Origin of the sequence: Janthinobacterium algoris, assembly GCF_051380935.1 — a bacterium.
Lineage (GTDB): Bacteria > Pseudomonadota > Gammaproteobacteria > Burkholderiales > Burkholderiaceae_D > Janthinobacterium.
Genome location: NZ_JBNYXZ010000002.1, coordinates 340,838 through 361,833, shown reverse-complemented (window position 1 = coordinate 361,833; position 20,996 = coordinate 340,838). Strand labels below are relative to the sequence as shown.

The following is a 20,996-nucleotide window of genomic DNA, read 5'->3' as shown; positions in this document are numbered from 1 at the left end:
TCGCGTGCAGGGCGCATGGCGCCGTGCTGGCAGGCGGCGCGTGTCACTTGAAGTGGAAAAAAGTGACCGGCTCCGCGTGGCGGTGGTAGGATGCCGGATCAGTGATATTCGGGTTGTTCGACCTTCGCGCGTGCGCCGCACCGCCGGGAAGCAGCTGCAAACGAACGAAATCCTGGGCTTCAGGCGCACTCTCATGCATGTCCACCAGGAAAGATTCTATGCCCGCAATATCGTTCGACGGCGCCCTTGCCGTTTCCGGACCCTCTATCGTTGACGGCCTGTGCCGCACAGGCTGGCGCATGCAAGAGCAATTCATTTCTCTTGAGCTCAGCCGCCAGCTGGCCGCCGAATGCGTGCAATCCATGCTCAGCGGCAAGATGAAGGGCGCCGGCGTGGGCGGCGGCCATGCGCCCCTGCTACAGCCGGCTATTCGCGGCGACCATATCGCATGGCTGGAAGCGGGCCGTTCAGAGGCCTGCGACCGCTATCTTGAACAGATGGAAGCATTGCGCCAGGTACTCAACCGTGAGCTGTTCCTGGGGCTGGACGAGTACGAAAGCCATTTCGCCCTGTACGCGCCAGGCGCTCTTTACCGGGCCCATCTGGACCGTTTCCGCGACGACGACAAGCGCACTGTGTCCGTCGTGCTGTACCTGAACGACGACTGGCTTCCCGAACACGGCGGCGCGCTGCGTTTGCACCCCGATGGCGGCCCCAGCGTGGATATCGCGCCCGAAGCAGGGCGCATGGCCATGTTTCTGTCGGGCGAGATGCTGCACGAAGTGTTGCCGACGGCGCGCGAGCGCCTGTCGATCGCAGGCTGGTTCCGCCGCCGCGCGTGAGAAAAACTACTGCGCGTCGCGGGGCACGGCCGGCGATGCTCACGGTACTCGCGTACCGCTGCGCTTCTCGGCCGCGCCGCGCATCCGCTCGCTACGTTTTTCTTGCCCGACAATCCTCCTCGATTTGATTGCGCGCAAGGCTGGATTTTTCCGCAGGCATAGGCTACAGTCGCAGTAAGGGCTAGAATAACTAAAATACCAATCACGCGGACAGGACGGCCAATATGAAAGTATCTGAAATTCTCCAAGTCAAGGGCAATATTCTCTACACGGTCACGCCTGACCAGCCCTTGCTTGACGCGGCCAATACCATGGCTGAAAAGGACATCGGTTCGCTGGTGGTCATGGAATTTGGCGACCTGGTCGGCATGCTGACCTTCCGCGAAGTGCTCAACGCGCTGCATGAAAACGCGGGCCAGATCGGCGGTGGCACCGTGCGCAAGCACATGGATGACCACCCGATCACCGTCACCCCCGATACGGAAGTCAATGAAGTGCGTCGCATCATGCTGGAAAAACATGCGCGCTACCTACCCGTCATGAACGCCAAGACCTTGCTGGGCGTCATTTCCTTCTACGACGTGGCACGCGCCGTGCTCGAAGCGCAAAGCTTTGAAAACCAAATGCTGAAAGCGTATATCCGTGACTGGCCGGCTGAAACGACGGACTAATTGCACTATGCAGTAATAACAACGCCGGCAACTGCCGGCGTTTTGCATTGCAGAAGCGGGTGGCGCCGCCTATGCCGCGCCCTGCAGCGCCTCGTTGTTCAGCCAGGTACCCAGCGCCGTGGCCGTCATGGGGCGGGCAAACAAAAAGCCTTGCGCCATCGGGCAGCCCAGCGCCTGCAAAATTTGCGCTTGGCGCTCGTCTTCCACGCCTTCGGCGATCACGGCCAGGCCCAGGTTGCGGCCCAGCTGGATGACCATCTCGGCGATGCTGCTGCCGCGCGCGGAGCCGGTGATCTCGGTGACGAAGGCACGGTCGATTTTCAGGCGGTCGACTTGCAGGCGCTGCAGGTAGGATAGCGAGGAAAAGCCCGTGCCGAAGTCGTCGATGGCGATGCTGACGCCCGTCTGCTTGATCTGCCACAACATCTTGATCAGCATGTCCGGCTCTTCCATTGCCATCGATTCCGTGATTTCCAGTTCGATGAACTCGGGCGGCGCCTGCGTCTCTTCCAGCGCCGCGCGCAGCATTTCCAAAAAAAGGGGGTGGCGGAACTGTACTTGCGACACGTTGACGGACATGACGAAGTTGCGGTGGCCCTGCTCGCGCAGCAGCACCAGTTCGCGGCAAGCCGTGCGCAGCACCCATTCGCCCAGATCGATGATGATGCCCGAATATTCGGCAATCGGTATGAAGCGGTCGGGCGAGATGAATTTGCCGTCCGGCGTCTGCCAGCGCAGCAACGCTTCGGCGCCCACGGGGCGGCGCGTGGTCAAGTCGATCTGCGGCTGGTAGACGACAAACAGCTGGTCCTGGCTGAAGGCCGTGCGCAGCGCGTGCATCATGCGTACCCGTTCGCGGATTTCAATGCCCATGCTGCGCGAGAAATAGAAGTGTCCGGCGCGCTGCTGGCTTTTCGCCCGTTTCAAGGCGATATCGGCATCCTTCAGTGCATCGGCGCCTGTGCCCGCATGTTCGCCCAGCCGCACCAGGCCCAGGGTGGCGGACAGTTGCACATCCTGGCCATCGATGCTGAACGGCGCCTGGAACAGGGCCAGGATGTTGGCCGGATTGACTTGCGACGAGTCGCCCAGCACGCAAAAGATGTCGCCGCCCAGACGCGCCACCGTCAACTGCGGCCCCAGCTGGGTTTGCAAGCGGCCCGCCACGGCGACCAGCAGGGTGTCGCCGAACTGGTGCCCCAGCGCGTCGTTGGTCTCGGCAAAGTGGTCGAGGTCGACCAGCGCCAGGGTGGCGTCGTCGCGCGCGGGACCGGCAAGGGCGGCATCGAGGATTTCCACCAGGCGCGTGCGGTTGGGCAGCTTCGACAACTGGTCATAAAAGGCGGCATTGTGCAGGTGAGATACCAGCTCGACGTTGTCCAGGCCCACGGCGACGTTGCTGCAAAACACTTCCAGCAGGCTTTCATCGATGGCGGTGAGGGGGCGTGGCAGGACCAGGTAGGCGGCTGCGTCGCGGCTGGCCTTGCCCGCGAAGTACAGGGTGGCATAGTCGTGCGCGTACACATTGCGTCGCTGCGCCAGCGTGTGCTCGATGGCGGCCATCACGCGGGGGTTTTGCAGGCCGCACAGGGCGCTGTGCGGCAGGCTGGAAAAGCTGCCCGTGCAGGCCGAGACGAGCAATTCCCTGGCGCCGCTGTCCTGCAAGTCCTGCACGCACAGCACGCCGTCGGCGCGGATGCCCAGCAGGTCGGCGATCTGCGCCAGCACGCCGGCCGAGAAGTTTTGCACGCCGTGCAGCGCCATCAGCTGCGTGCTGGCGTGGACGATCCGGTCCAGGCCGCGCCGGCTGTTGCTGATCGAACGTATCTGCTCGTACGAGCGAATGGCTGCCGTCACCGTGGTAAACAGCTTGATGCGCGTCAGTTCGGACTTGGTCTTGTAATCGTTGATGTCGAAATCGCGGATGGCGTCGATTTCCGGCGCATAGCCTGGCTGGCCCGTACGCAGGATGATGCGCACGTCCGTCATTTTGAGGGTTTCGCGGATGTAGCGCACCAGGTGCAGGCCTGCGTCGTCCTGTTCCATCACCACGTCGAGCAGGATGACGGCGATGTCATCTTCATGCTTGAGCAGTTCGCGCGCCTGGCCGGCCGAATACGCATGCACGAATTCCAGCGGGCGATGCTGCATTTCCAGGTTGCCCAGGGCGAAAGTGGTGGTGGAGTGGACGTCTTCATCGTCGTCGATGATCATCACCCGCCAGACGCTGCGCGGTGCGGCGACCAGCGGCGCCGCTGGTTGCTCATCGAGGAATACCAGGTCGTCGTGATCGTCCTTGTTGGCGTCAAGGGGGATGATCGGTGCGGGCATGTATAGCTTCTCCAGGATGACTCGGAACGAGATGTGAGCACATCAGAAATGTCCATGGCGTTGTTGCAGCGCCTCGCCGTACTCGCGTACTGTCTTCGGCGCCGCGCCTAGCCCTGGCCATTTCTGATGCACTCAGGGCGCATCGAAAATGCAGCACTCAGGTGCACATTTTCTAATGGCCCATCACCCAAGTATATAGCTATTTAATAAGCAAAAAGTTTTTTTAAATCTCCTGTGGAGTGCAATATTTCTTGTATTGCATGATTGCAACTCATATTTGGTATTTTTTGTATGGAAAATACGCGGGATTTAAAAATGGCGAAATGTGTGGGGCAATATCGGGCCTTGGCGTGGCATTAGCGGCATGGCATGCCCCGCAGGCTGGTAGAATTGAGTTTTCCAGTCTTTCACACTTCCTACTATGTCCGGCAATTCTTTTGGCAAACTGTTTACTGTTACCACTTTCGGCGAATCGCATGGCCCGGCCATCGGCTGCGTGATCGATGGCTGTCCGCCCGGATTGGTCCTGTCGGAAGCCGATATCCAGCCCGAGCTGGACCGCCGCAAGCCGGGCACTTCGCGCCACGTGACGCAGCGCCAGGAATCGGATACGGTGGAAATTCTCTCGGGCGTGTACCAGGGCGTGACGACGGGTACGCCTATCGCGCTGTTGATCCGCAACGAAGACCAGCGCAGCAAGGATTACGGCAATATCGCGGAAAGCTTCCGCCCCGGCCATGCGGACTATACATACTGGCATAAATACGGCGTGCGCGACCCGCGCGGCGGCGGGCGTTCCTCGGCGCGCCTGACGGCGCCCGTGGTGGGCGCGGCGGCGATTGCCAAGAAGTGGCTGCTGCAGCAGTACGGCACCACCTTCAAGGGTTGCATGAGCCAGCTGGGCGACATTGCCGTGCCATTCCAGTCCTGGGAACACGTGCATGCGAATCCGTTCTTTGCCGCCAGCGGCGACGCGGACCTGATCGCGCGCATGGAAGAGGCCATGGATCAATTGCGCCGCGACGGCGATTCCATCGGTGCGCGCATCGACGTGATTGCGCAAAACGTGCCGGTGGGACTGGGCCAACCCATCTACGACAAACTCGACGCCGACATCGCCTACGCCATGATGGGCATCAATGCCGTCAAGGGCGTGGAAATCGGCGCCGGCTTCGACGCCGTGGCGCAAAAGGGTTCCGAGCACGGCGACGAGCTGACGCCGGAAGGTTTTATTGGCAATAACGCGGGCGGTGTGCTCGGTGGCATCTCGACGGGGCAGGATATCAGCGTGTCGATCGCCATCAAGCCGACCTCGTCGATCCGCACGCCGCGCCGCTCGATCGATAAAGAGGGCAATCCCGTGATGGTGGAAACTTTCGGCCGCCACGACCCCTGCGTGGGCATCCGCGCCACGCCGATCGCCGAAGCCATGCTGGCGTTGGTGCTGATCGACCACGCCCTGATGCACCGCGCGCAATGCGGCGATGTGTCGGTGAATACGCCGAAGTTGAAGTAAGCTGAATGTTGTCGGATTACGGGCCTGCGGCCCTAATCCGACCTACGACCCATGCCATGTGTAGGTCGGCTTAGCGCGTGGCGCGTAAGCCGACATTACCGGTATCACGCCACTTTGTTCGCCACCAATTCCAATTGATGGCGCATCTCCACCGACTGCACCAGTAAGGCCCGGATATCGTTGATCAGGTTGAATTCCGTCTGGTTCAGCTGGATTGGCGGGAAGCTGTCGTCCCAGTCGCCGTACAGGAATCCCGTGGGATGGCCGTTGGCCGACAGGGGCAGCACGACGAAGCTGCGCGCTTCCGACAAGGTGGCTTTCCACCATTGCGGCAGTTTGGCGGCAAATTTCGGGTCGCGCGCATTGTCGATGAAGATCACTCGGTCACTATTGAGGGCCGCGTGGAACACGTTCGGCTCATACGCGTCGCCAAACACCATCAGGTCCTGCAGGTCGGACGTGCCTTCGCCCATGCTGATGCGTGCCGAGTACAAATGATCCCTATGGTTGCGCACGAACGCCACCGAGCGCGAAAAATCGAAGCCCTGGTGCAGCGTTTCGAGCGCCATCGAGACCATCTGTCCAGGGCTGGCGCTGCCGATGGCGCCGCGCAGGTCGGCCAGGCCGCCGATCAGCACGCGATTGCCCTCGGCGCGCATGCGCGTCGAGGCCAGCTGGCGCGCGCGCCGTTCGGCCGGTTTCGACAGCGGCGCGATCGACAGGTCGGCCGCCGCCATCATTTTTGCCTTGTCTACCGCCACCACCAGGTCTGTGGCTGCGATGCCCAGGGTGCCCGCATAGTTGTCGATCAGCGCGTGCACCTGCGCCGTGCCGGCCGCATCGTCATGCCACAACGAGTCGGCGCAGCGCGCCGCCATCGTCGACAGGCCTGCCATCCAGTCGGCGCCGCTGACGGGCGCGTTGTCGGGCGATGGCTCCATCGGACGCATGCCGTTGATCAGGTGCTGCGGCAAGCCCCAGTGGGCGGCCGTGGCATAGCCCACTTCCGGCAGCGACAGGCCGAGGATTTCGCGCGCGGCGGCCGCCTCGTTGCCCGGCCCCGCGTGCGCCTGCATGCGCGCCCAGAAGTCCGTCATGTAGAACGTCACCATCATGCGGCCCAGCGTGTGCAGCATGGAGCAGACGACGGCTTGCTCGGCTTGCAGGCTACCGGCACTGGTGGCCACCTGCTGCGCCACCATCCCGGCCAGCACGGCCTTTTCCATTTCCACGTGGGCGCTGACGGAGTCGGGCGACGCCTGCGACAGCTCCTCGATCAGTTTCAGTCCCAGCGCCAGATGGCCGATGGCGTCGATGCCCAGCACCAGCACCGCCTTCGAGACTGTGTTGACCCTCTGGCCGAAGGCCGAGTACATGCCGCTGTTGGCCAGGCGCAGTACTTTGTGCGTGAGGACAGGGTCGGACAGCACCGTTTGCGTGATGTCGAATTCGTGGTCATCCTCGCCGCGCATGGCGCCCAGGATGGCGCTGATGGCTTTCGCGAAGCCGGGCATGTCGCCCTGCTGGCGCGTGCGCGCCCACAGCAGGTCCAGGGTGTTTTTGCCGAGCTGTGTCGGTACCGTGAAATGACCTGGATTCATTGCACCCCTCCGCGCTGTTCATAGACAGACGGCGTGGGCACCAGCGCCGCATAGGTTTTTTCGCTCAAGGCCGATAGCGCGGCATGGGCCGGCATCGGTTTGCCCGTCAAATAGCCTTGCACATACTGGCAACCGCGTGACTCCATGAAGTGCATCTGCTCCTCCGTTTCCACGCCTTCGGCCACCACGGACAAATTCAAGTGCTTGGCCAGATCGAGAATGGTGTTGCAGATGGCCGCATCCTTGCTCGATTCGGGCAAGTCCTTGATGAAGGTGCGGTCGATCTTCAGTACGGAAATGGGGAAGCGCTTCAGATACGCCAGCGAGGAATAGCCGGTGCCGAAATCGTCGATGGCAATGCGCGCGCGGCGCTCCGTCATCTTGACGAGGATGGTTTCCGCATGCACGGGGTCGATCATCAGGGTGCCTTCCGTAATTTCCAGCACCAGGTGTTCGCCGGAGAGTCCCGAAAACGCGATGGCGTCATCGAGCACGTCGAGGAATTTGTCGTTGCGGAATTGGCGCGGGCTGATGTTGACGGAGATGTACAGCGGCCGCTTGGCCACTTCCTGGAACTGCTTGAGCTGCACGCAGGCCGCTTTCAGCGCCCAGGCGCCCAGCAGATTGATCAGGCCATTGGCTTCGGCGATCGGGATGAAGCGCACGGGCGGCACTAGTCCCAGGGTCGGGTGCTTCCAGCGCATCAGGGTTTCAAAGCCCTGAATTTGCCGCGTGTGCGCATCGACGATGGGCTGGTAGAACAGCAGGAATTCCCCTTCGCGCACGGCGTGGAACATGGCCGCTTCCAGCGAGATATCGTGTTCCGATGGGCCATTCAGGCGCGGGCTGTAGACCAGGCAGCGGGCTTTGCCCGTTTCCTTGGCGCGCGACATGGCCGCATCGGCCAGCGCCACCAGACGCACTTCATCTTCTGCGTGCTGCGGATAGATCGATACACCCACGGACGCCCCCACGTAGATCGTGTGGCCATCGACTTCGAACGGCGCCTGCAGGGTGGCCAGCAGGCGACCGGTCACCAGTTTGATTTGCGCGTCGGTGGCGCTGCCGGGCAGCACGGCGACGAACTCATCGCCGCCCACGCGCGCCAGGGTGTCGCTGTCGCGCAAGGTCTTGCGCAGGCGCGCGGCGGCCAGGCGCAGCACGGCGTCGCCGACGGGGTGGCCCAGGCCATCGTTGACCTTTTTAAAACCATCGAGGCCGATGGTGGCCACGGAAAAGCCCTGGCCCGAACGCGCCGCCTGGGCGATGACCATGCGGATGCGGTCCGACAGCAGCAGGCGGTTCGGCAGCCCGGTCAGCGCATCGTGCGTGGCCATGTGGCGCAAGCGTTCTTCCGTGTTGTGCTGGGCCGAGGTGTCGCGCCCGACCACCAGCAATTCGGCGATGCCGTCCCCGTTCATATAAGAAGACAGGCGCAGCTCGAACCAGATTTCCTGGTCTGGCGTTTGCAGGCGCACTTCCAGGCGGCCCGGCTCGGCCAAGGAATCTTCCAGCGCCGCCTGCAGCGCCGCGCGCGACGCTTCGGCGGCCAGCGGCAACAGCAAGTGGCCGGCCAGGCCCGATGGCGTGCCGAACAGGGTGGCTGCGCGCTTGCTGGCGAACAGGATCAGGCCGTCCGTATCGAGCCGGAACACGACGTCGCCGGCCTCTTCCATGAGGTTGTCCAACTCGTGGCGTGCCTCGCGGTGGGCGGCGGATGGGGTACTGGAAAACATCGTGCTGGCTTTTACCTTTTTTTTATCAGTGCCGGCGCTCGCTGCAGGGCAGGGCGCCAACGGAAAGAGTGCATCGTGCGCTACGCGCGTCATAGCGGGCCGGAGGCAACTATCGGAACGCGATCCACACGAAATGTATCATTGAAAAGCATTCAATTACATGAAATAGAGCAACATTGCTTCAGGTTTTGTAAATATTCCTGCCTTGCATGAAAAAAATCATCGTGCGCGACACCCGCGGGCATTTCGTTCCACGTGGAAACTTTCTGTCACGCTGGCTTTCGGTAGCGCGCTTGCCCTGCCATCCGCTTTGCGCTAGTCTGGCTGGCAGACGGTGTTGACGGTGCGCCAGCGACGGCAAGGGCGCCATGATAACAAATCGCGGGAGACCCCCATGCATGCTTTTGACACACATGAAGTTTTCAATCAAGCCACGCCTTTTGAAAACGTCAATCTGTTCGCCTGCGACCCGGCGCTGATCGAAGCGCTGCTGCGCGAGGGCGGCGGCGCGGCGCTGCGGGAGCTCGACGCGCTGGGTGAAAAGCTGGGCCGCGCCGAGACGTATGCGCTGGGGCGCCTGGCTAATATCCACACGCCCGAATTGCAGCAGTTCGACCGGGCCGGGCGCCGCATCGACGAAGTGCTGTTCCACCCGGCCTGGCATGAACTGATGGCCATCCTCGTGGGCGCCGGTGCGCACGCGTCACCTTGGGCGTCGCCCGGTCCTGGCGCCCAGGTGGCGCGCGCGGCCGCCTATTTATTAGTGGGGCAGGTGGAAAACGGCACGCAGTGTCCCGTGACGATGACGTATGCCTCGGTGCCGGCCTTGCGCCAGGCCCTTGATCTGCCGCAAATCGCCGCCCACTGGTTGCCGAAGATCCTGTCGCGCGAATATGATCCCCGCTCCTTGCCCGTGGAACAGAAGCGCGGCGCCCTGGTCGGCATGGGCATGACGGAAAAGCAGGGCGGCTCGGACGTGCGCAGCAACACCACGCGTGCGGTGCCCGTGCCGCCTGATGAAGCGCTGGCCCTGTTCGGCGACGAGGCCGGCGGCGCCTGGCGCATCGTCGGCCACAAATGGTTTTTTTCGGCGCCGCAATGCGACGCCCATCTGATCCTGGCGCAGGCGCAGGAGGGCGGGTTGTCGTGCTTTTTTCTGCCCCGCTACCTGCCCGACGGCAGCCGCAATGCCATCCGCGTGCAGCGCCTGAAAGATAAGCTGGGCAACCGCTCGAATGCCTCGTCGGAAGTGGAATTCACCAACGCCTATGGCTGGCTGGTGGGCCAGCCGGGGCGGGGCATTCCCACCATCTTGGAAATGGCCAGCCATACGCGTCTCGATTGCGTGCTGGGTAGCACCGGCATCATGCGCGCCGCCTTGACGCAGGCGCTGCACCATGCGCGCCAGCGCGCCGTGTTCGGCAAGCCGCTGGTCGAGCAGCCCCTGATGCAAAACGTGCTGGCCGACCTGGCGCTCGAATCGGAAGCCGCCACGGCCTTTGCGCTGCGCCTGGCACGCTGTTTCGATGAAAAGGAGGATGCGCGGCAAGCCATGCTGGCGCGCGTGCTGACGCCGGCCGGCAAGTACTGGATTTGCAAGCGTGGTGCCGGTTTCGGCGCGGAAGCCATGGAAGTGCTGGGCGGCACCGGCTATGTGGAAGACGCGCCGCTGGCGCGCCTGTACCGGGAGCTGCCCGTCAACTCGATCTGGGAAGGCTCGGGCAACGTCATGTGCCTCGACGTCTTGCGCGCCTTCGGCAAGTCGCCGGCCGCGCGCGACGCCCTGGCGGCCGAGCTGGCGCTGGCCGGCGATGCTGACGCCGCCTTTGTTGAGTACCGGACGCGCCTGCTGAGCGAGCTGGATGGGCCGCAAACAGATGAGTTTGGTGCTCGGCACTTATCCGAGCGCATCGTACTGGCCGTGCAGGCGGGATTGCTGTTGCGCCATGCACCGCCCTTTATCGCGCAGGCCTTCCTGCAGTCGCGTCTGGTGCAAGCGCCGGGCGGCGCGTATGGCCGCTTGCCGGCGGGCACCGATTGCGCGGCCATCCTGGCGCGCGCCCTGCGCGAGTACTGACCCCGAAAAATCCGATTATTTCGAAAATTCCGGCCACAGGCGGGCTGTGGGCTGGGATAATGCGGCAATCCATCATTTTATCGATACACAGCGCGCCTGCGGCCCAGACTTGCCGCCGCGCCAGAGAGCAGAGAAAGAACAACAATATGAAACAAGATCCACGCTTCCCGAATTTGTTCATTACCGATCACCCTTTGATCCAGCATAAGCTGAGCCACATGCGCGAGCACGATACGTCGACGCGCACCTTCCGCGAATTGCTCAAGGAAATCACCTTGCTGATGGGTTATGAAATCACGCGCGACCTGCCACTGACCACGCGTGAAATCAAGACTCCGCTAGTGACTATCGACGCGCCCGTCATTGCAGGCAAGAAACTGGCCATCGTCCCCATCTTGCGCGCCGGCATCGGCATGAGCGATGGCTTGCTGAACCTGGTGCCATCGGCGCGCGTGGGCCACATCGGCGTGTACCGCGATCCCGCCACCCACATGCCGGTGGAATACCTGGTGCGCTTGCCGGACTTGAACGAGCGCACCTTCATCCTGTGCGACCCGATGGTGGCGACCGGTAATTCGGCAGTGTACGCCGTCGACGTGCTGAAGAAGCGGGGCGTGACGGACGAGCAGATCATCTTCCTGGCGTTGGTGGCCGCACCGGAAGGCGTGAGCGTATTCCAGAACGCGCATCCGAACGTCAAGATGTTCTGCGCCTCGCTCGATTCGCACCTGGATGACCACGCCTACATCGTGCCGGGCCTAGGTGATGCCGGCGACCGCATCTTCGGCACCAAGTAAGCCACGTCAGGCGAGGATGACGATGGCAACCTTGATCGATCCGGATTTTCGCGCGCGTTTGCGCGCCCTGAACGAAAAATATGCGGCTGGCGTGCCAGCCCTGATGCAAACGATCACGCAGGCAAGCGGCCGTTGCGACAGCGAAGGCCCCCGTTTGGAAACGTTGACGGAGCTGCACCGTGCGCTGCACGCAGTAGCCGGCTCGGCCGCCACCTTCGGTTTCGCTGCGCTGGGGCAGGAATGCCGGCGCATCGAACAACAGGTACGTGCCATGCTCAATGCGCCTGCGCAGGCGGTGGCGGAATGGCCCGCCGTGCGGGCGCAAGTGGCGGCGCTGCTGCATTGGGCCACTCGCGATGCGGGTGCCACCCATTTCAGCGCGTGAGTAGCGGCGCTATAGGGATGTGGTTGCAATGATTCATTTGATGCAACGCAAAGCACCCGCGTCGCAGATTAGGATATAGTGTCTCCAAGCCGCTGGTACAGGGCGCCGCAAGACGGGGATTTAGCTATTAAAGTAGTGTTTGCAAGTTTATTTTGCGAAAGAATGGTTTTTCTCAGTTTTGTTGGTATAATTGGGCATCGTTGGATTCGAGGTAGTAGTGCAGTTAGTCTGTCATTTCTTTCTTGCTTCAAACGATATAACGGGCGCAAGCCCAACTTAACTGAAATAGGAAATTGTAATGGCAACTGGCATCGTAAAATGGTTCAATGATTCGAAGGGTTTCGGCTTTATTACCCCTGATGAAGGCGGCGAAGATCTGTTCGCTCACTTCTCGGCTATCCAGTCGAACGGCTTCAAGTCCCTGCAAGAGAACCAACGCGTTTCTTTTGAAGTGACCGCTGGCCCTAAAGGCAAGCAAGCTTCGAACATTCAGCCAATCTAATACGCTGGATCAAACGAAATAAAGAAATCCTCGGTCTCCGAGGATTTTTTTTCGTCTAAATTTCCGTGAGCCATGGGTCTTACGCGGGCTGCGTGGTTCTTTTGACATGCTTTGCGTTCTTCCAGTTCGACCCGCATTGGCTAGATAGCCCTTTCACGCCAGTAATCTGGCTGCGAATAACTATGCCTTAAAAAATCCACGAACGCCCGTATGCGCAGCGGCAAATGGCGGCGCTGGGCAAACACGGCATAAATATCGTTGCCCGGCGCGGCAAACTGGTCCAGTACCGTCACCAGCTGGCCCGAGGCGATTTCGGCGCCCACTTCCCACATCGAGCGCCACGCCAATCCCTTGCCGGCCAGCGCCCAGTCGTGCAGCACTTCACCATCGTTACAGACCATATTGCCCGCCACCTTTAAAATGACATTCTTGCCGTTTTCGCGGAAGGTCCAGCCCCGCTGGCTGCCTTCGCTGCTGATCGCCAGGCAATTGTGTTTCGCCAGGTCGGCCGGGATGCGCGGCGTGCCCGCCCGTTTCAGGTAGGCGGGCGAGCCGACCAGCACGCGCTGGTTGTCGGCCAGCTTGGTGCTCACCAGCGAGGAATCGGACAGGCTGGCGATGCGGATGGCCACGTCGATGCCTTCGCCGATCAGGTCGACCAGGCGGTCGTTCAGATTCAGCGACACCGTCACGTCGCGGTGCTCGGCGACAAAAGAGGGGATCAAGGGCGCCACGTGCTGGCGTCCGAAGCCGGCCGGCGCGGAAATGAGTAAATGACCGCTGGCCTTCACGCTGCGTTCGGCCACGGCCGCTTCCGCCTCTTCCAGCTCTCCCAGAATGCGCTGGCAGTCTTCCAGGAAGGCGGCGCCTTCATTCGTCAAGGCCAGCTTGCGCGTCGTGCGCTGCAACAATTTGACGCCCAGGCGCTGCTCCAGTGCGTCGAGGCGCCGGCCGATCATGGCCGGTGCGATCCCTTCCGCGCGTGCGGCCGCCGACAGGCTGCCCTTGGCCACGACTTCCACGAACGTTGATATTTGTCTGAACTGCCCCATGCCGTGCTCCCGCGATGCCATCACTTGTGATAAAAACGCATAGATGAAGTGATTTTTAATCTCGTTTCCATGCCTTATAGTGCAATACTATAGAACAAACGCGCCGCCCGGCAGAGTGTTTTTGCACCTCTGTCCGGCTTGTCAGCGCAGTCGTTCAGCTTATACTTGGATCGCCAGATTACCTTTGCTTATATTGATTAAAAACCGGAGAACTTCATGACGCAGAACACGATCGCACTTCCAGAAGGCATGCAAATCACGGGTGAAATCCAGCCCGGCTACGAACAGATCCTCACGCCGGCAGCGCTGGCGCTGGTGGCCAAACTGACGCGTGCCTTCGAGCCGCGCCGCCAGCAATTGCTGGCCGTGCGCGTGGAGCGGGCCAAACGCCTCGACGCTGGTGAGCGTCCTGATTTCCTGCCAGAAACCGCGCACATCCGCGACGGCGACTGGAAGATCGCGCCGATTCCGAAGGCGCTGGAATGTCGGCGTGTGGAAATCACCGGTCCCGTCGAGCGCAAGATGGTCATCAACGCCTTCAATTCCGGCGCGGACAGCTACATGACGGACTTCGAGGATTCGAACACGCCGAACTGGGATAACCAGTTGACGGGCCAGATCAATATGTTCGACGCCGTGCGCAAAACGATTTCGCTGGAGCAAAATGGCAAGTCGTACAAGCTGAACGACAAGATCGCCACCCTCGTAGTGCGCCCGCGCGGCTGGCACCTCGATGAAAAGCACGTGCTGGTCGATGGCAAGCGCATTTCCGGTGGCATTTTCGATTTCGCCCTGTTCATGTTTCATAACGCCAAGGAACAATTGGAGCGCGGCGCCGGCCCGTATTTCTACCTGCCGAAAATGGAATCGCACCTGGAAGCGCGCCTGTGGAACGATATTTTTGTCATGACGCAAAACGAATTGGGCTTGCCACAAGGCACGATCAAGGCGACTGTCCTGATCGAAACCATTTTGGCTGCGTTTGAAATGGATGAAATCCTGTACGAACTGAAGGAGCACAGCTCGGGCCTGAACGCGGGCCGCTGGGATTACATCTTTTCATGCATCAAGAAATTCAAGCTGGACAAGGATTTCTGCCTGGCTGACCGCGCGAAAGTCACCATGACGGCGCCATTCATGCGCGCCTACGCCTTGCTGCTGCTGAAAACGTGTCATAAACGTGGCGCACCGGCCATTGGCGGCATGGCAGCCTTGATCCCGATCAAGAATGATGCGGAAAAGAACGACATCGCCATGGGCGGCGTGCGCAACGACAAGGCGCGCGATGCCACTGACGGCTACGATGGCGGCTGGGTGGCCCATCCGGGTCTGGTGGAGCTGGCCATGGGCGAGTTCACGAAAGTGCTGGGCGACAAGCCGAACCAGATCGGCAAGCAGCGTCCCGACATCGATGTGACAGCGTCGGACTTGCTGAACTTCCAGCCGGAAGCGCCGATCACGGAAGCAGGCTTGCGCTACAACATCAACGTTGGCATCCACTACCTGGGCAGCTGGCTGGCCGGCAATGGTTGCGTGCCTATCCATAACCTGATGGAAGATGCGGCCACGGCCGAGATCAGCCGCTCGCAAGTGTGGCAGTGGATTCGCTCCAGCAAGGGCGTGCTGGAAGATGGCCGCAAGGTCACGGCTGACATGGTGCGCGCCATGATTCCGGAAGAGCTGGCCAAGGTGCAGCGCGATGCGCCAGGCGGTAACGGGCCGACCTATGTGCGTGCCGGCCAAATCTTCGAGGAAATGTCGACGTCGGAATCGTTCGCCGAATTCCTGACCTTGCCGCTGTACGAAGAAATCTGATCTTGATCAAGTAGCAGCATGAAAAAATCCCGGTAGATGCCATAAAGCATCTGCCGGGATTTTTTATTGTGGAAGGATCAGCTTAAAAATTATTCTTCCACATGCGCAAGGCGGCAAATGCTTCCACGGGCGAAGCATCCGCCGCCAGCTTGCCTTCCACCTTCAGGCTGGTCAGAATCTCCGCTTCGCGGTAGCGCAGGAAGGGGTTCGTGGCCTTCTCAAGGGCAATGGTCGACGGCACGGTCGATAAACCTTGCTGGCGCTTTTCCGTGTCGATGGCGATGCGCTCCTGCAAGGCCAGATTGCCCGGCTCGACGGCGTTGGCGAAGCGCAGATTGGACAAGGTGTACTCATGCGCGCAAAATACCTGCGTATCGTCGGGCAGGGCGGCAAGCTTGCCCAGCGAGTCGGCCATCTGGCCCGGCGTGCCTTCGAACAGGCGGCCGCAGCCGCCCGCAAACAGGGTGTCGCCGGAAAACAGCCACGGTGCGCCGCTGCGCTCATCGCGCTGGCGCACATAGGCGATATGCCCCTTGGTGTGGCCGGGCACGTCGATGACCGTCATTTGCAAGCCCAGCTCGGCGACATAGGCAACATCGCCTTCGGCAAGCGGTTCCGTGATGGCTGTGATAGCCTCATTGCGCGGGCCGAAGACGGGTACGGCGAAATGCTGCAACAATGCAGGCACGCCACCCGTGTGGTCGGCGTGGTGGTGCGTGAGTAAAATGGCGGACAAGGTCAATTGATGTGCTTGCAGCGCATCGAGAATGGCCATCGCATCGCCGGGGTCGACCACGGCGGCGTGGCGGCCGTCATGGATCAGCCACAGGTAATTGTCGGCAAAGGCGGGCACGGCAAGTACTGATAAAGCGTGTTCAGGGGAATGTGTCATGAGCAAAAGAGAAAACTGAATGGACAGTGTGGCATCCGAAAAATCCATTATAGCGCTTGACGGCTGGCTGCAGACGCCGGCCGGTCTCTACGTGCGCGCCTGGGAACAGCAATGCCTCGACAGTCTGACCGTCGATATCTTCGGTTTTAATGCCGTGCAGATCGGCTTGCCCCAGCTCGACGCGCTGGCCGCCAACCGCATGCCCAACAAATGGCTGCTCGATGCGCGCCTGCCGTCGCGCCCACCGCAGGAAAGCCGTTTGACCCTGGTGTCGGCCTTCGATGAGCTGCCGTTCGACTCGCAAAGCCTGGACCTGGTGGTCTTGCCGCATGTACTCGAATTTGCCGCCGAGCCGCACCAGGTCTTGCGCGAAGTCGAGCGCGTGCTGATACCCGAGGGGCGCGTCATCGTCTGCGGCTTCAATCCGGCCAGCCTGTGGGGCATGCGCCAGGGCATTGGGAGGGTCACGGGACGCCATTATCTGCCGCAGGAAGGCGAGCTGATCTCTATGCCGCGCATGAAAGACTGGTTAAAATTGCTGAACATGGGCGTCAGTCAAAGCCATTTCGGCTGCTACGCACCTGCCTGCAGGACGGAAAAATGGCTGCGCCGCAACGCCTTCATGGACAAGGCCGGTGCGCGCTGGTGGCCATATCTGGGCGCAGTGTATATAGTGCAGGCGATCAAGCGCGTCAAAGGGATGCGTTTGATCGGTCCGGCGTGGACCAAGAAACCGGCGACGGCGCCCGCAGGCGCACCGGTCACGAATAAAAGGCGGGAACAGCAAGATGGCTAAGTTTGAAGACAAGGTTGAAATTTACGCCGATGGCGCATGCAAGGGCAATCCCGGCACGGGCGGCTGGGGCGCGCTGATGGTGGCCGATGGCGCCAAGAAAGAAATTTACGGCGGGGAACTCAATACAACGAATAATCGCATGGAATTGAAGGCCGTGATCGAAGCCTTGACGGCGCTCAAACGTCCCTGCCAGGTAGTGTTGTATACCGATAGCCAGTACGTCCAGAAGGGCATCAGCGAATGGATCCACGGCTGGAAGGCGCGCGGCTGGAAAACGGCGGCCAAGGCGCCCGTTAAGAACGTTGATCTGTGGCAGGCCCTCGATACGGCCCAGGCCGTACATGAAGTGGAATGGCGCTGGGTACGTGGCCACAATGGTCATCCGGGCAACGAGCGGGCCGATCAGCTGGCCAATCTGGGCGTGGAAACCGTGCGCGCGTAAGAACGCCCAACCAAACCCACTGCGCGTCGCGCTTTGCGGTCGGCGATGCTCACCGTACTAGAGTACGGTTGCGCTTCTCGACCACAACTCACTGCCGCTCGCTACAGTTTTGTTGGGCGTTCGAGCATGCAGTGGTGCGATTACAGCGTATAGCTTTGCTATACTGTGCCCTTCGCTTTTTGCTTTTACGACTGAATCTGCCATGCGTCAAATTGTTCTCGATACTGAAACCACCGGCCTGAACCCGCGCACGGGCGACCGCATCCTGGAGATCGGGGCGGTCGAGCTGAACAACCGCATGTTGACGGGGAATAATTTCCACCACTACATCAATCCCGAGCGCGACTCGGAAGAGGGCGCGCTGGCCGTCCACGGATTGACGACGGAATTCCTCAGCGACAAGCCGAAATTCGCGGAAATCGCGGAAGAATTTCGCGCGTTTATCGCCGGCGCCGAATTGATTATCCACAACGCCCCGTTCGATATCGGCTTCCTCAACGCGGAATTCAAGCGCCTGAACCTGCCGCCCGTGCATGAGCAAGTGCATGGCGTGATCGATACCTTGGTGCAGGCGAAGGAAATGCATCCAGGCAAGCGCAACTCGCTCGACGCCCTGTGCGACCGTTACGGCGTGTCGAACGCCCACCGCAAGCTGCATGGCGCGCTGCTCGACTCCGAATTGCTGGCCGACGTCTACCTGGCCATGACGCGGGGGCAAAACAGCCTCAGCATGGAAGAAGAAGTGGAAGTGGCCGCCGACGGCGCCGTGCTGGAAATCGTGCCCCTGGCCGAAGTCATCTTCCAGAGCGCCACGGCCGACGAGCTTGCCGCCCACGAAGCCACCATCGCCGGCCTCGACAAGGCTGCCAAAGGCCAGTGCATCTGGACCGCCGTCCTGGCGCCACCGGCGGCGGCCTGAGAAAAAAAGCGAACCATGCCAAATTTCCTGTTGCCAGCCCTTGCAGATGGCGCAACACCTATGCGATAATTCGCCTCGCTTCGGGAGGTTAGCTCAGGGGTAGAGCACTGCATTCACACTGCAGGGGTCGCAAGTTCGAAACTTGCACTTCCCACCAAATTTAAGCTTTGAAATCAAGGTCTTGGCGTTCGCCGGCATGTTTCAAGGCAACGGCAAATGCCGGCTTGATGGTGAAAAATAGGGGAATTCGACAAACGATTCCACCAACGCCAAAGGCCAATCATGGCATCATCCATTCCTCGCGGCATCCGGGTCATTGACTGGAAAAACGCCGACAAGACAAAATCCATACGTTACAGAGTGCGCGTCGAGCGCGGCGACTTCGTCGTCGATCGCTCGTTCGGGCAAGACGAGCTTGAGCGCGCTAAGATATTTTTGGCCGACACCAAGACGCCGCAAGGCCGGCTTCTGATCGCCCAAGGGCGAGACCGCGCGAGCCTGATGGTTTCCGAGATCGAGCGCCTTGCCGCGGAATTCATCATGGAAGGGCGCTGCACGCTTGGACACGCCATCGACAGCTATCTGCGCGCCTACGTGACCCCATTGATAGATTGCGGTGTAGACAAGGTCCAGCAAACAGCAAAGGCCGCCAGGGCGCGCCTAGAAAGCTGCCGCAACATTGAGATCTCCTACATCAAAAGCGGTTTCGTCGTCCCGTCCGGACCTCTTGCGGGCTTGAGGGAGCATGCGAAGGGCTTCGCCAAGCAAAAGATCGGAGATTTCTATATCGACGACCTGACGGAGCAGGAGACAACCGAATACATCGATGTCAGATTGCGGCAGGGCAAGGCCAAGAGCACAGTCAAGCGGGAGATATATGCCCTGCAAGCCGTCGTCAACAAGCTGCGCTTTACGGACAATAAAGCGTGGAAACGCCTCAACGGCCACAATCCCTTTGCAGAAGCAGACAAGGCCAAGGTGAAGGGCGGCGAGCGGCGCCGACGGCGGATCATCTCGCCGGACGAAGAGGAAGCGCTGCTTACGGAGCTGCGAAAATGCCGGAACAAGGAAATGCCGCTCATTTTTGCCGTCGCCATATCCACCGGCATGAGAAGAGCCGAGATCCTTGGCCTTCTATGGTCCCAGATCGATATCGAGCGCGGCGTCATCAATCTCGATGCGGATCAGACGAAAGCAGACGAGGAGCGTCTGGTCATCTTGCTGCCGGAGGCGGTGGCAGCCTTCAAGGTTATTCCGCGAGTGGACGATCGAGTCTTCCACTACAAGATCGAGGGCTTCAAGACGGTCTTTCGCCGGGTGCTGGAGCGGGCGAAGCTTGATGGCATTCACATGCACGACACTCGTCGCTCTTTCATTTCCAGAGTGCTCAAAGACATCACCTCTTCGCCAGTGGCCATTGCAGACATGATTGGCGCCCGCAGCGTTGCGAATTTGCAGAAACGAACCATCGAGCGCATCCGGCAAGGCAATATGATTGAGGCTGGCTTCATTCAAAATGAGGACGAGCTTCGTTCAGTCGTTGGGCACAAGGACGGGCAAACAACGGCGCGCTACGCGAACTTGGCGCCGGAAAAGAAGCGGTCTGGAGAGAAATAGGAGCAAGTGCAGTTGGTCTGGTCGAGCAGCAACGCTCTCTGGCTTCAGTGCGGGCGTGCTGCGCTACGAATTGTGCCGGTCATCGCGGTTTCGTTGATCAGTGCGACCGTGCCGTCTGCCGCTCGGAAGCCAGCTGTGATGGCCTAACTGGCTTCAAGAGGCATGCGAGTGATAGGCGCTCCAGTTCAAATAGGGCCGCCAGACCGTGCCCAACGGTCGCGCGGCTCATCGGCCGTTTCGACGAGGGCGGAGAGGGCGTCGCCGATCTCTTTGCCCTCATCCCGCGCGTAGGAGGCCGCTGCTGCGTCCGCTAGGCGCGAGCCGAACTCCCGCAGGGTCAACCGCTCCGCGTTGTCTGATAGGCATTTCTCGCGAACAGCCGTCATGAGATCCATTGGCCGGCCGTCGGGTTGGATCGAGAAAGGCCAAGTGTCGGACGGAGATGCGATTGCCATCCACCGTTGCACACCAGTCATGCCCGAGTCGACGGAGGCAGCAGGTTCGTCCATCTCTGCCGCTTTCATCAGCCGTTTTAGATACTCGAACGCGTGCTTTAAGAAGTAGCGCACGTTTCCTTCCTTTTCCGGCTGGGAGAAAGGCAATGACGCGAGCGAGGTTGAGGGAATCGCAAGGCCTTGCTCCGTGGCTTGCCTTCGTTTGAGGCGAGCTCTGTCCAGCGTTCCGATCGAGACGTTGAGCAGCGCCGCCGTTTCGTTTGGGGACAGCATGAAGAACTGCCGTTCGTCGGCGCTCAAGGCCGTCAAGGAGCGGACGAGATGAAGATATTCCGCTTTCGCTGCGGGGGGCAGCTCGGATTTCCCAGTGTTGGCCATTACATCTTCGTGGCAGTGAGTGTTGGGCGACCGGAGCCGCTTGTTGATGAAGTGTAGCCTAAAAAATCACGTTTCTGTTTGAGTAGGTGTTGCGTCGGCGCACAACTAACGCGCTACATCGCGCTCGCTTTGGTCCACGTTTTGCTTATTGAGTCCGCAAATCTTGATTTGC

The 20,996-nt window shown here is 60.7% G+C and carries 18 protein-coding genes and 1 tRNA gene; 13 read left to right on the top strand and 6 right to left on the bottom strand.

What is annotated here, in order from left to right:
• Positions 1–218: 218 nt before the first annotated feature.
• Together ACQ4W7_RS04545 and ACQ4W7_RS04540 are read left to right on the top strand one after the other, a co-directional pair.
• Complete coding sequence (locus ACQ4W7_RS04545) at positions 219–842, top strand: 2OG-Fe(II) oxygenase (protein ID WP_436528776.1); 624 nt, start codon at positions 219–221, stop codon at positions 840–842.
• A 224-nt stretch (positions 843–1,066) separates the two neighbouring features.
• Complete coding sequence (locus ACQ4W7_RS04540) at positions 1,067–1,513, top strand: CBS domain-containing protein (protein ID WP_010398828.1); 447 nt, start codon at positions 1,067–1,069, stop codon at positions 1,511–1,513.
• A gap of 69 nt (positions 1,514–1,582) precedes the next feature.
• Here the strand turns inward: ACQ4W7_RS04540 and ACQ4W7_RS04535 are convergent, their stop codons facing one another.
• Positions 1,583–3,844 (bottom strand): putative bifunctional diguanylate cyclase/phosphodiesterase, encoded by a 2,262-nt coding sequence (locus ACQ4W7_RS04535; protein ID WP_426073651.1) that lies wholly within the window; start codon positions 3,842–3,844, stop codon positions 1,583–1,585.
• A gap of 421 nt (positions 3,845–4,265) precedes the next feature.
• Between ACQ4W7_RS04535 and aroC the strand changes: the two genes are divergently transcribed.
• A complete protein-coding gene (gene aroC, locus ACQ4W7_RS04530) occupies positions 4,266–5,360 on the top strand; it encodes a chorismate synthase (RefSeq protein ID WP_426073650.1) in 1,095 nt (364 codons plus the stop codon).
• 104 nt (positions 5,361–5,464) lie between these two features.
• On the opposite strand, the gene ACQ4W7_RS04525 is transcribed toward aroC, so the two are convergent.
• Positions 5,465–6,961, bottom strand: coding sequence for an HDOD domain-containing protein (locus ACQ4W7_RS04525; RefSeq protein ID WP_436528773.1), 1,497 nt, complete (start codon positions 6,959–6,961; stop codon positions 5,465–5,467).
• Positions 6,958–8,697 (bottom strand): putative bifunctional diguanylate cyclase/phosphodiesterase, encoded by a 1,740-nt coding sequence (locus ACQ4W7_RS04520; RefSeq protein WP_436528771.1) that lies wholly within the window; start codon positions 8,695–8,697, stop codon positions 6,958–6,960. The genes ACQ4W7_RS04525 and ACQ4W7_RS04520 overlap by 4 nt, the downstream gene beginning before the upstream one ends.
• A gap of 394 nt (positions 8,698–9,091) precedes the next feature.
• Between ACQ4W7_RS04520 and ACQ4W7_RS04515 the strand changes: the two genes are divergently transcribed.
• The 4 genes from ACQ4W7_RS04515 (at position 9,092) to ACQ4W7_RS04500 (ending at position 12,458) form a co-directional block, all read left to right on the top strand.
• Positions 9,092–10,774: an isovaleryl-CoA dehydrogenase gene (locus ACQ4W7_RS04515; RefSeq protein WP_436528769.1), complete on the top strand. Its 1,683-nt coding sequence runs from the start codon at positions 9,092–9,094 to the stop codon at positions 10,772–10,774.
• A 146-nt stretch (positions 10,775–10,920) separates the two neighbouring features.
• Positions 10,921–11,571, top strand: a complete 651-nt coding sequence (gene upp / locus ACQ4W7_RS04510; RefSeq protein WP_426073646.1) for a uracil phosphoribosyltransferase — start codon at positions 10,921–10,923, stop codon at positions 11,569–11,571.
• A 22-nt stretch (positions 11,572–11,593) separates the two neighbouring features.
• Entirely contained in the window at positions 11,594–11,956 is a 363-nt protein-coding gene (locus ACQ4W7_RS04505; protein WP_436528767.1) for an Hpt domain-containing protein, read from the top strand.
• Positions 11,957–12,254: 298 nt separating this feature from the next.
• Entirely contained in the window at positions 12,255–12,458 is a 204-nt protein-coding gene (locus ACQ4W7_RS04500) for a cold-shock protein (RefSeq protein ID WP_010398811.1), read from the top strand.
• 140 nt (positions 12,459–12,598) lie between these two features.
• On the opposite strand, the gene ACQ4W7_RS04495 is transcribed toward ACQ4W7_RS04500, so the two are convergent.
• Positions 12,599–13,510, bottom strand: a complete 912-nt coding sequence (locus ACQ4W7_RS04495) for a LysR family transcriptional regulator (protein ID WP_035819455.1) — start codon at positions 13,508–13,510, stop codon at positions 12,599–12,601.
• 216 nt (positions 13,511–13,726) lie between these two features.
• Between ACQ4W7_RS04495 and aceB the strand changes: the two genes are divergently transcribed.
• Positions 13,727–15,325 (top strand): malate synthase A, encoded by a 1,599-nt coding sequence (gene aceB / locus ACQ4W7_RS04490; RefSeq protein ID WP_426073644.1) that lies wholly within the window; start codon positions 13,727–13,729, stop codon positions 15,323–15,325.
• 82 nt (positions 15,326–15,407) lie between these two features.
• On the opposite strand, the gene gloB is transcribed toward aceB, so the two are convergent.
• A complete protein-coding gene (gene gloB / locus ACQ4W7_RS04485; protein ID WP_426073643.1) occupies positions 15,408–16,217 on the bottom strand; it encodes a hydroxyacylglutathione hydrolase in 810 nt (269 codons plus the stop codon).
• A 19-nt stretch (positions 16,218–16,236) separates the two neighbouring features.
• Between gloB and ACQ4W7_RS04480 the strand changes: the two genes are divergently transcribed.
• The 5 genes from ACQ4W7_RS04480 (at position 16,237) to ACQ4W7_RS04460 (ending at position 19,991) form a co-directional block, all read left to right on the top strand.
• A complete protein-coding gene (locus tag ACQ4W7_RS04480) occupies positions 16,237–17,013 on the top strand; it encodes a class I SAM-dependent methyltransferase (protein WP_426073642.1) in 777 nt (258 codons plus the stop codon).
• Positions 17,006–17,455 carry a ribonuclease HI gene (gene rnhA / locus ACQ4W7_RS04475; protein WP_046682922.1) on the top strand — a complete coding sequence of 150 codons (450 nt, stop codon included), beginning with the start codon at positions 17,006–17,008 and terminating at the stop codon, positions 17,453–17,455. The genes ACQ4W7_RS04480 and rnhA overlap by 8 nt, the downstream gene beginning before the upstream one ends.
• Before the next feature lie 202 nt (positions 17,456–17,657).
• Positions 17,658–18,374: a DNA polymerase III subunit epsilon gene (dnaQ, locus tag ACQ4W7_RS04470; RefSeq protein ID WP_426073639.1), complete on the top strand. Its 717-nt coding sequence runs from the start codon at positions 17,658–17,660 to the stop codon at positions 18,372–18,374.
• Between the two features lie 82 nt (positions 18,375–18,456).
• Positions 18,457–18,531: transfer RNA gene (locus ACQ4W7_RS04465), tRNA-Val, on the top strand.
• A 125-nt stretch (positions 18,532–18,656) separates the two neighbouring features.
• Entirely contained in the window at positions 18,657–19,991 is a 1,335-nt protein-coding gene (locus tag ACQ4W7_RS04460) for a site-specific integrase (RefSeq protein ID WP_436528763.1), read from the top strand.
• Between the two features lie 185 nt (positions 19,992–20,176).
• On the opposite strand, the gene ACQ4W7_RS04455 is transcribed toward ACQ4W7_RS04460, so the two are convergent.
• The gene (locus tag ACQ4W7_RS04455; RefSeq protein WP_436528761.1) at positions 20,177–20,824 is read right to left on the bottom strand and encodes a hypothetical protein; all 648 of its coding nucleotides are present in this window, start codon (positions 20,822–20,824) and stop codon (positions 20,177–20,179) included.
• Positions 20,825–20,996: the final 172 nt, after the last annotated feature.

What these genes read in the sequence shown, in the direction of transcription:
- ACQ4W7_RS04480 (WP_426073642.1), top strand. Translation starts at nt 16,237, where the DNA reads ATGGACAGTGTGGCATCCGAAAAATCCATTATAGCGCTTGACGGCTGG.
- dnaQ (WP_426073639.1), top strand. Translation starts at nt 17,658, where the DNA reads ATGCGTCAAATTGTTCTCGATACTGAAACCACCGGCCTGAACCCGCGC.
- ACQ4W7_RS04525 (WP_436528773.1), bottom strand. Translation starts at nt 6,961, where the DNA reads ATGAATCCAGGTCATTTCACGGTACCGACACAGCTCGGCAAAAACACC.
- ACQ4W7_RS04545 (WP_436528776.1), top strand. Translation starts at nt 219, where the DNA reads ATGCCCGCAATATCGTTCGACGGCGCCCTTGCCGTTTCCGGACCCTCT.
- rnhA (WP_046682922.1), top strand. Translation starts at nt 17,006, where the DNA reads ATGGCTAAGTTTGAAGACAAGGTTGAAATTTACGCCGATGGCGCATGC.
- ACQ4W7_RS04520 (WP_436528771.1), bottom strand. Translation starts at nt 8,697, where the DNA reads ATGTTTTCCAGTACCCCATCCGCCGCCCACCGCGAGGCACGCCACGAG.
- ACQ4W7_RS04505 (WP_436528767.1), top strand. Translation starts at nt 11,594, where the DNA reads ATGGCAACCTTGATCGATCCGGATTTTCGCGCGCGTTTGCGCGCCCTG.
- upp (WP_426073646.1), top strand. Translation starts at nt 10,921, where the DNA reads ATGAAACAAGATCCACGCTTCCCGAATTTGTTCATTACCGATCACCCT.
- aceB (WP_426073644.1), top strand. Translation starts at nt 13,727, where the DNA reads ATGACGCAGAACACGATCGCACTTCCAGAAGGCATGCAAATCACGGGT.
- ACQ4W7_RS04515 (WP_436528769.1), top strand. Translation starts at nt 9,092, where the DNA reads ATGCATGCTTTTGACACACATGAAGTTTTCAATCAAGCCACGCCTTTT.
- ACQ4W7_RS04500 (WP_010398811.1), top strand. Translation starts at nt 12,255, where the DNA reads ATGGCAACTGGCATCGTAAAATGGTTCAATGATTCGAAGGGTTTCGGC.
- ACQ4W7_RS04535 (WP_426073651.1), bottom strand. Translation starts at nt 3,844, where the DNA reads ATGCCCGCACCGATCATCCCCCTTGACGCCAACAAGGACGATCACGAC.
- ACQ4W7_RS04460 (WP_436528763.1), top strand. Translation starts at nt 18,657, where the DNA reads ATGGCATCATCCATTCCTCGCGGCATCCGGGTCATTGACTGGAAAAAC.
- gloB (WP_426073643.1), bottom strand. Translation starts at nt 16,217, where the DNA reads ATGACACATTCCCCTGAACACGCTTTATCAGTACTTGCCGTGCCCGCC.
- ACQ4W7_RS04455 (WP_436528761.1), bottom strand. Translation starts at nt 20,824, where the DNA reads ATGGCCAACACTGGGAAATCCGAGCTGCCCCCCGCAGCGAAAGCGGAA.
- ACQ4W7_RS04495 (WP_035819455.1), bottom strand. Translation starts at nt 13,510, where the DNA reads ATGGGGCAGTTCAGACAAATATCAACGTTCGTGGAAGTCGTGGCCAAG.
- ACQ4W7_RS04540 (WP_010398828.1), top strand. Translation starts at nt 1,067, where the DNA reads ATGAAAGTATCTGAAATTCTCCAAGTCAAGGGCAATATTCTCTACACG.
- aroC (WP_426073650.1), top strand. Translation starts at nt 4,266, where the DNA reads ATGTCCGGCAATTCTTTTGGCAAACTGTTTACTGTTACCACTTTCGGC.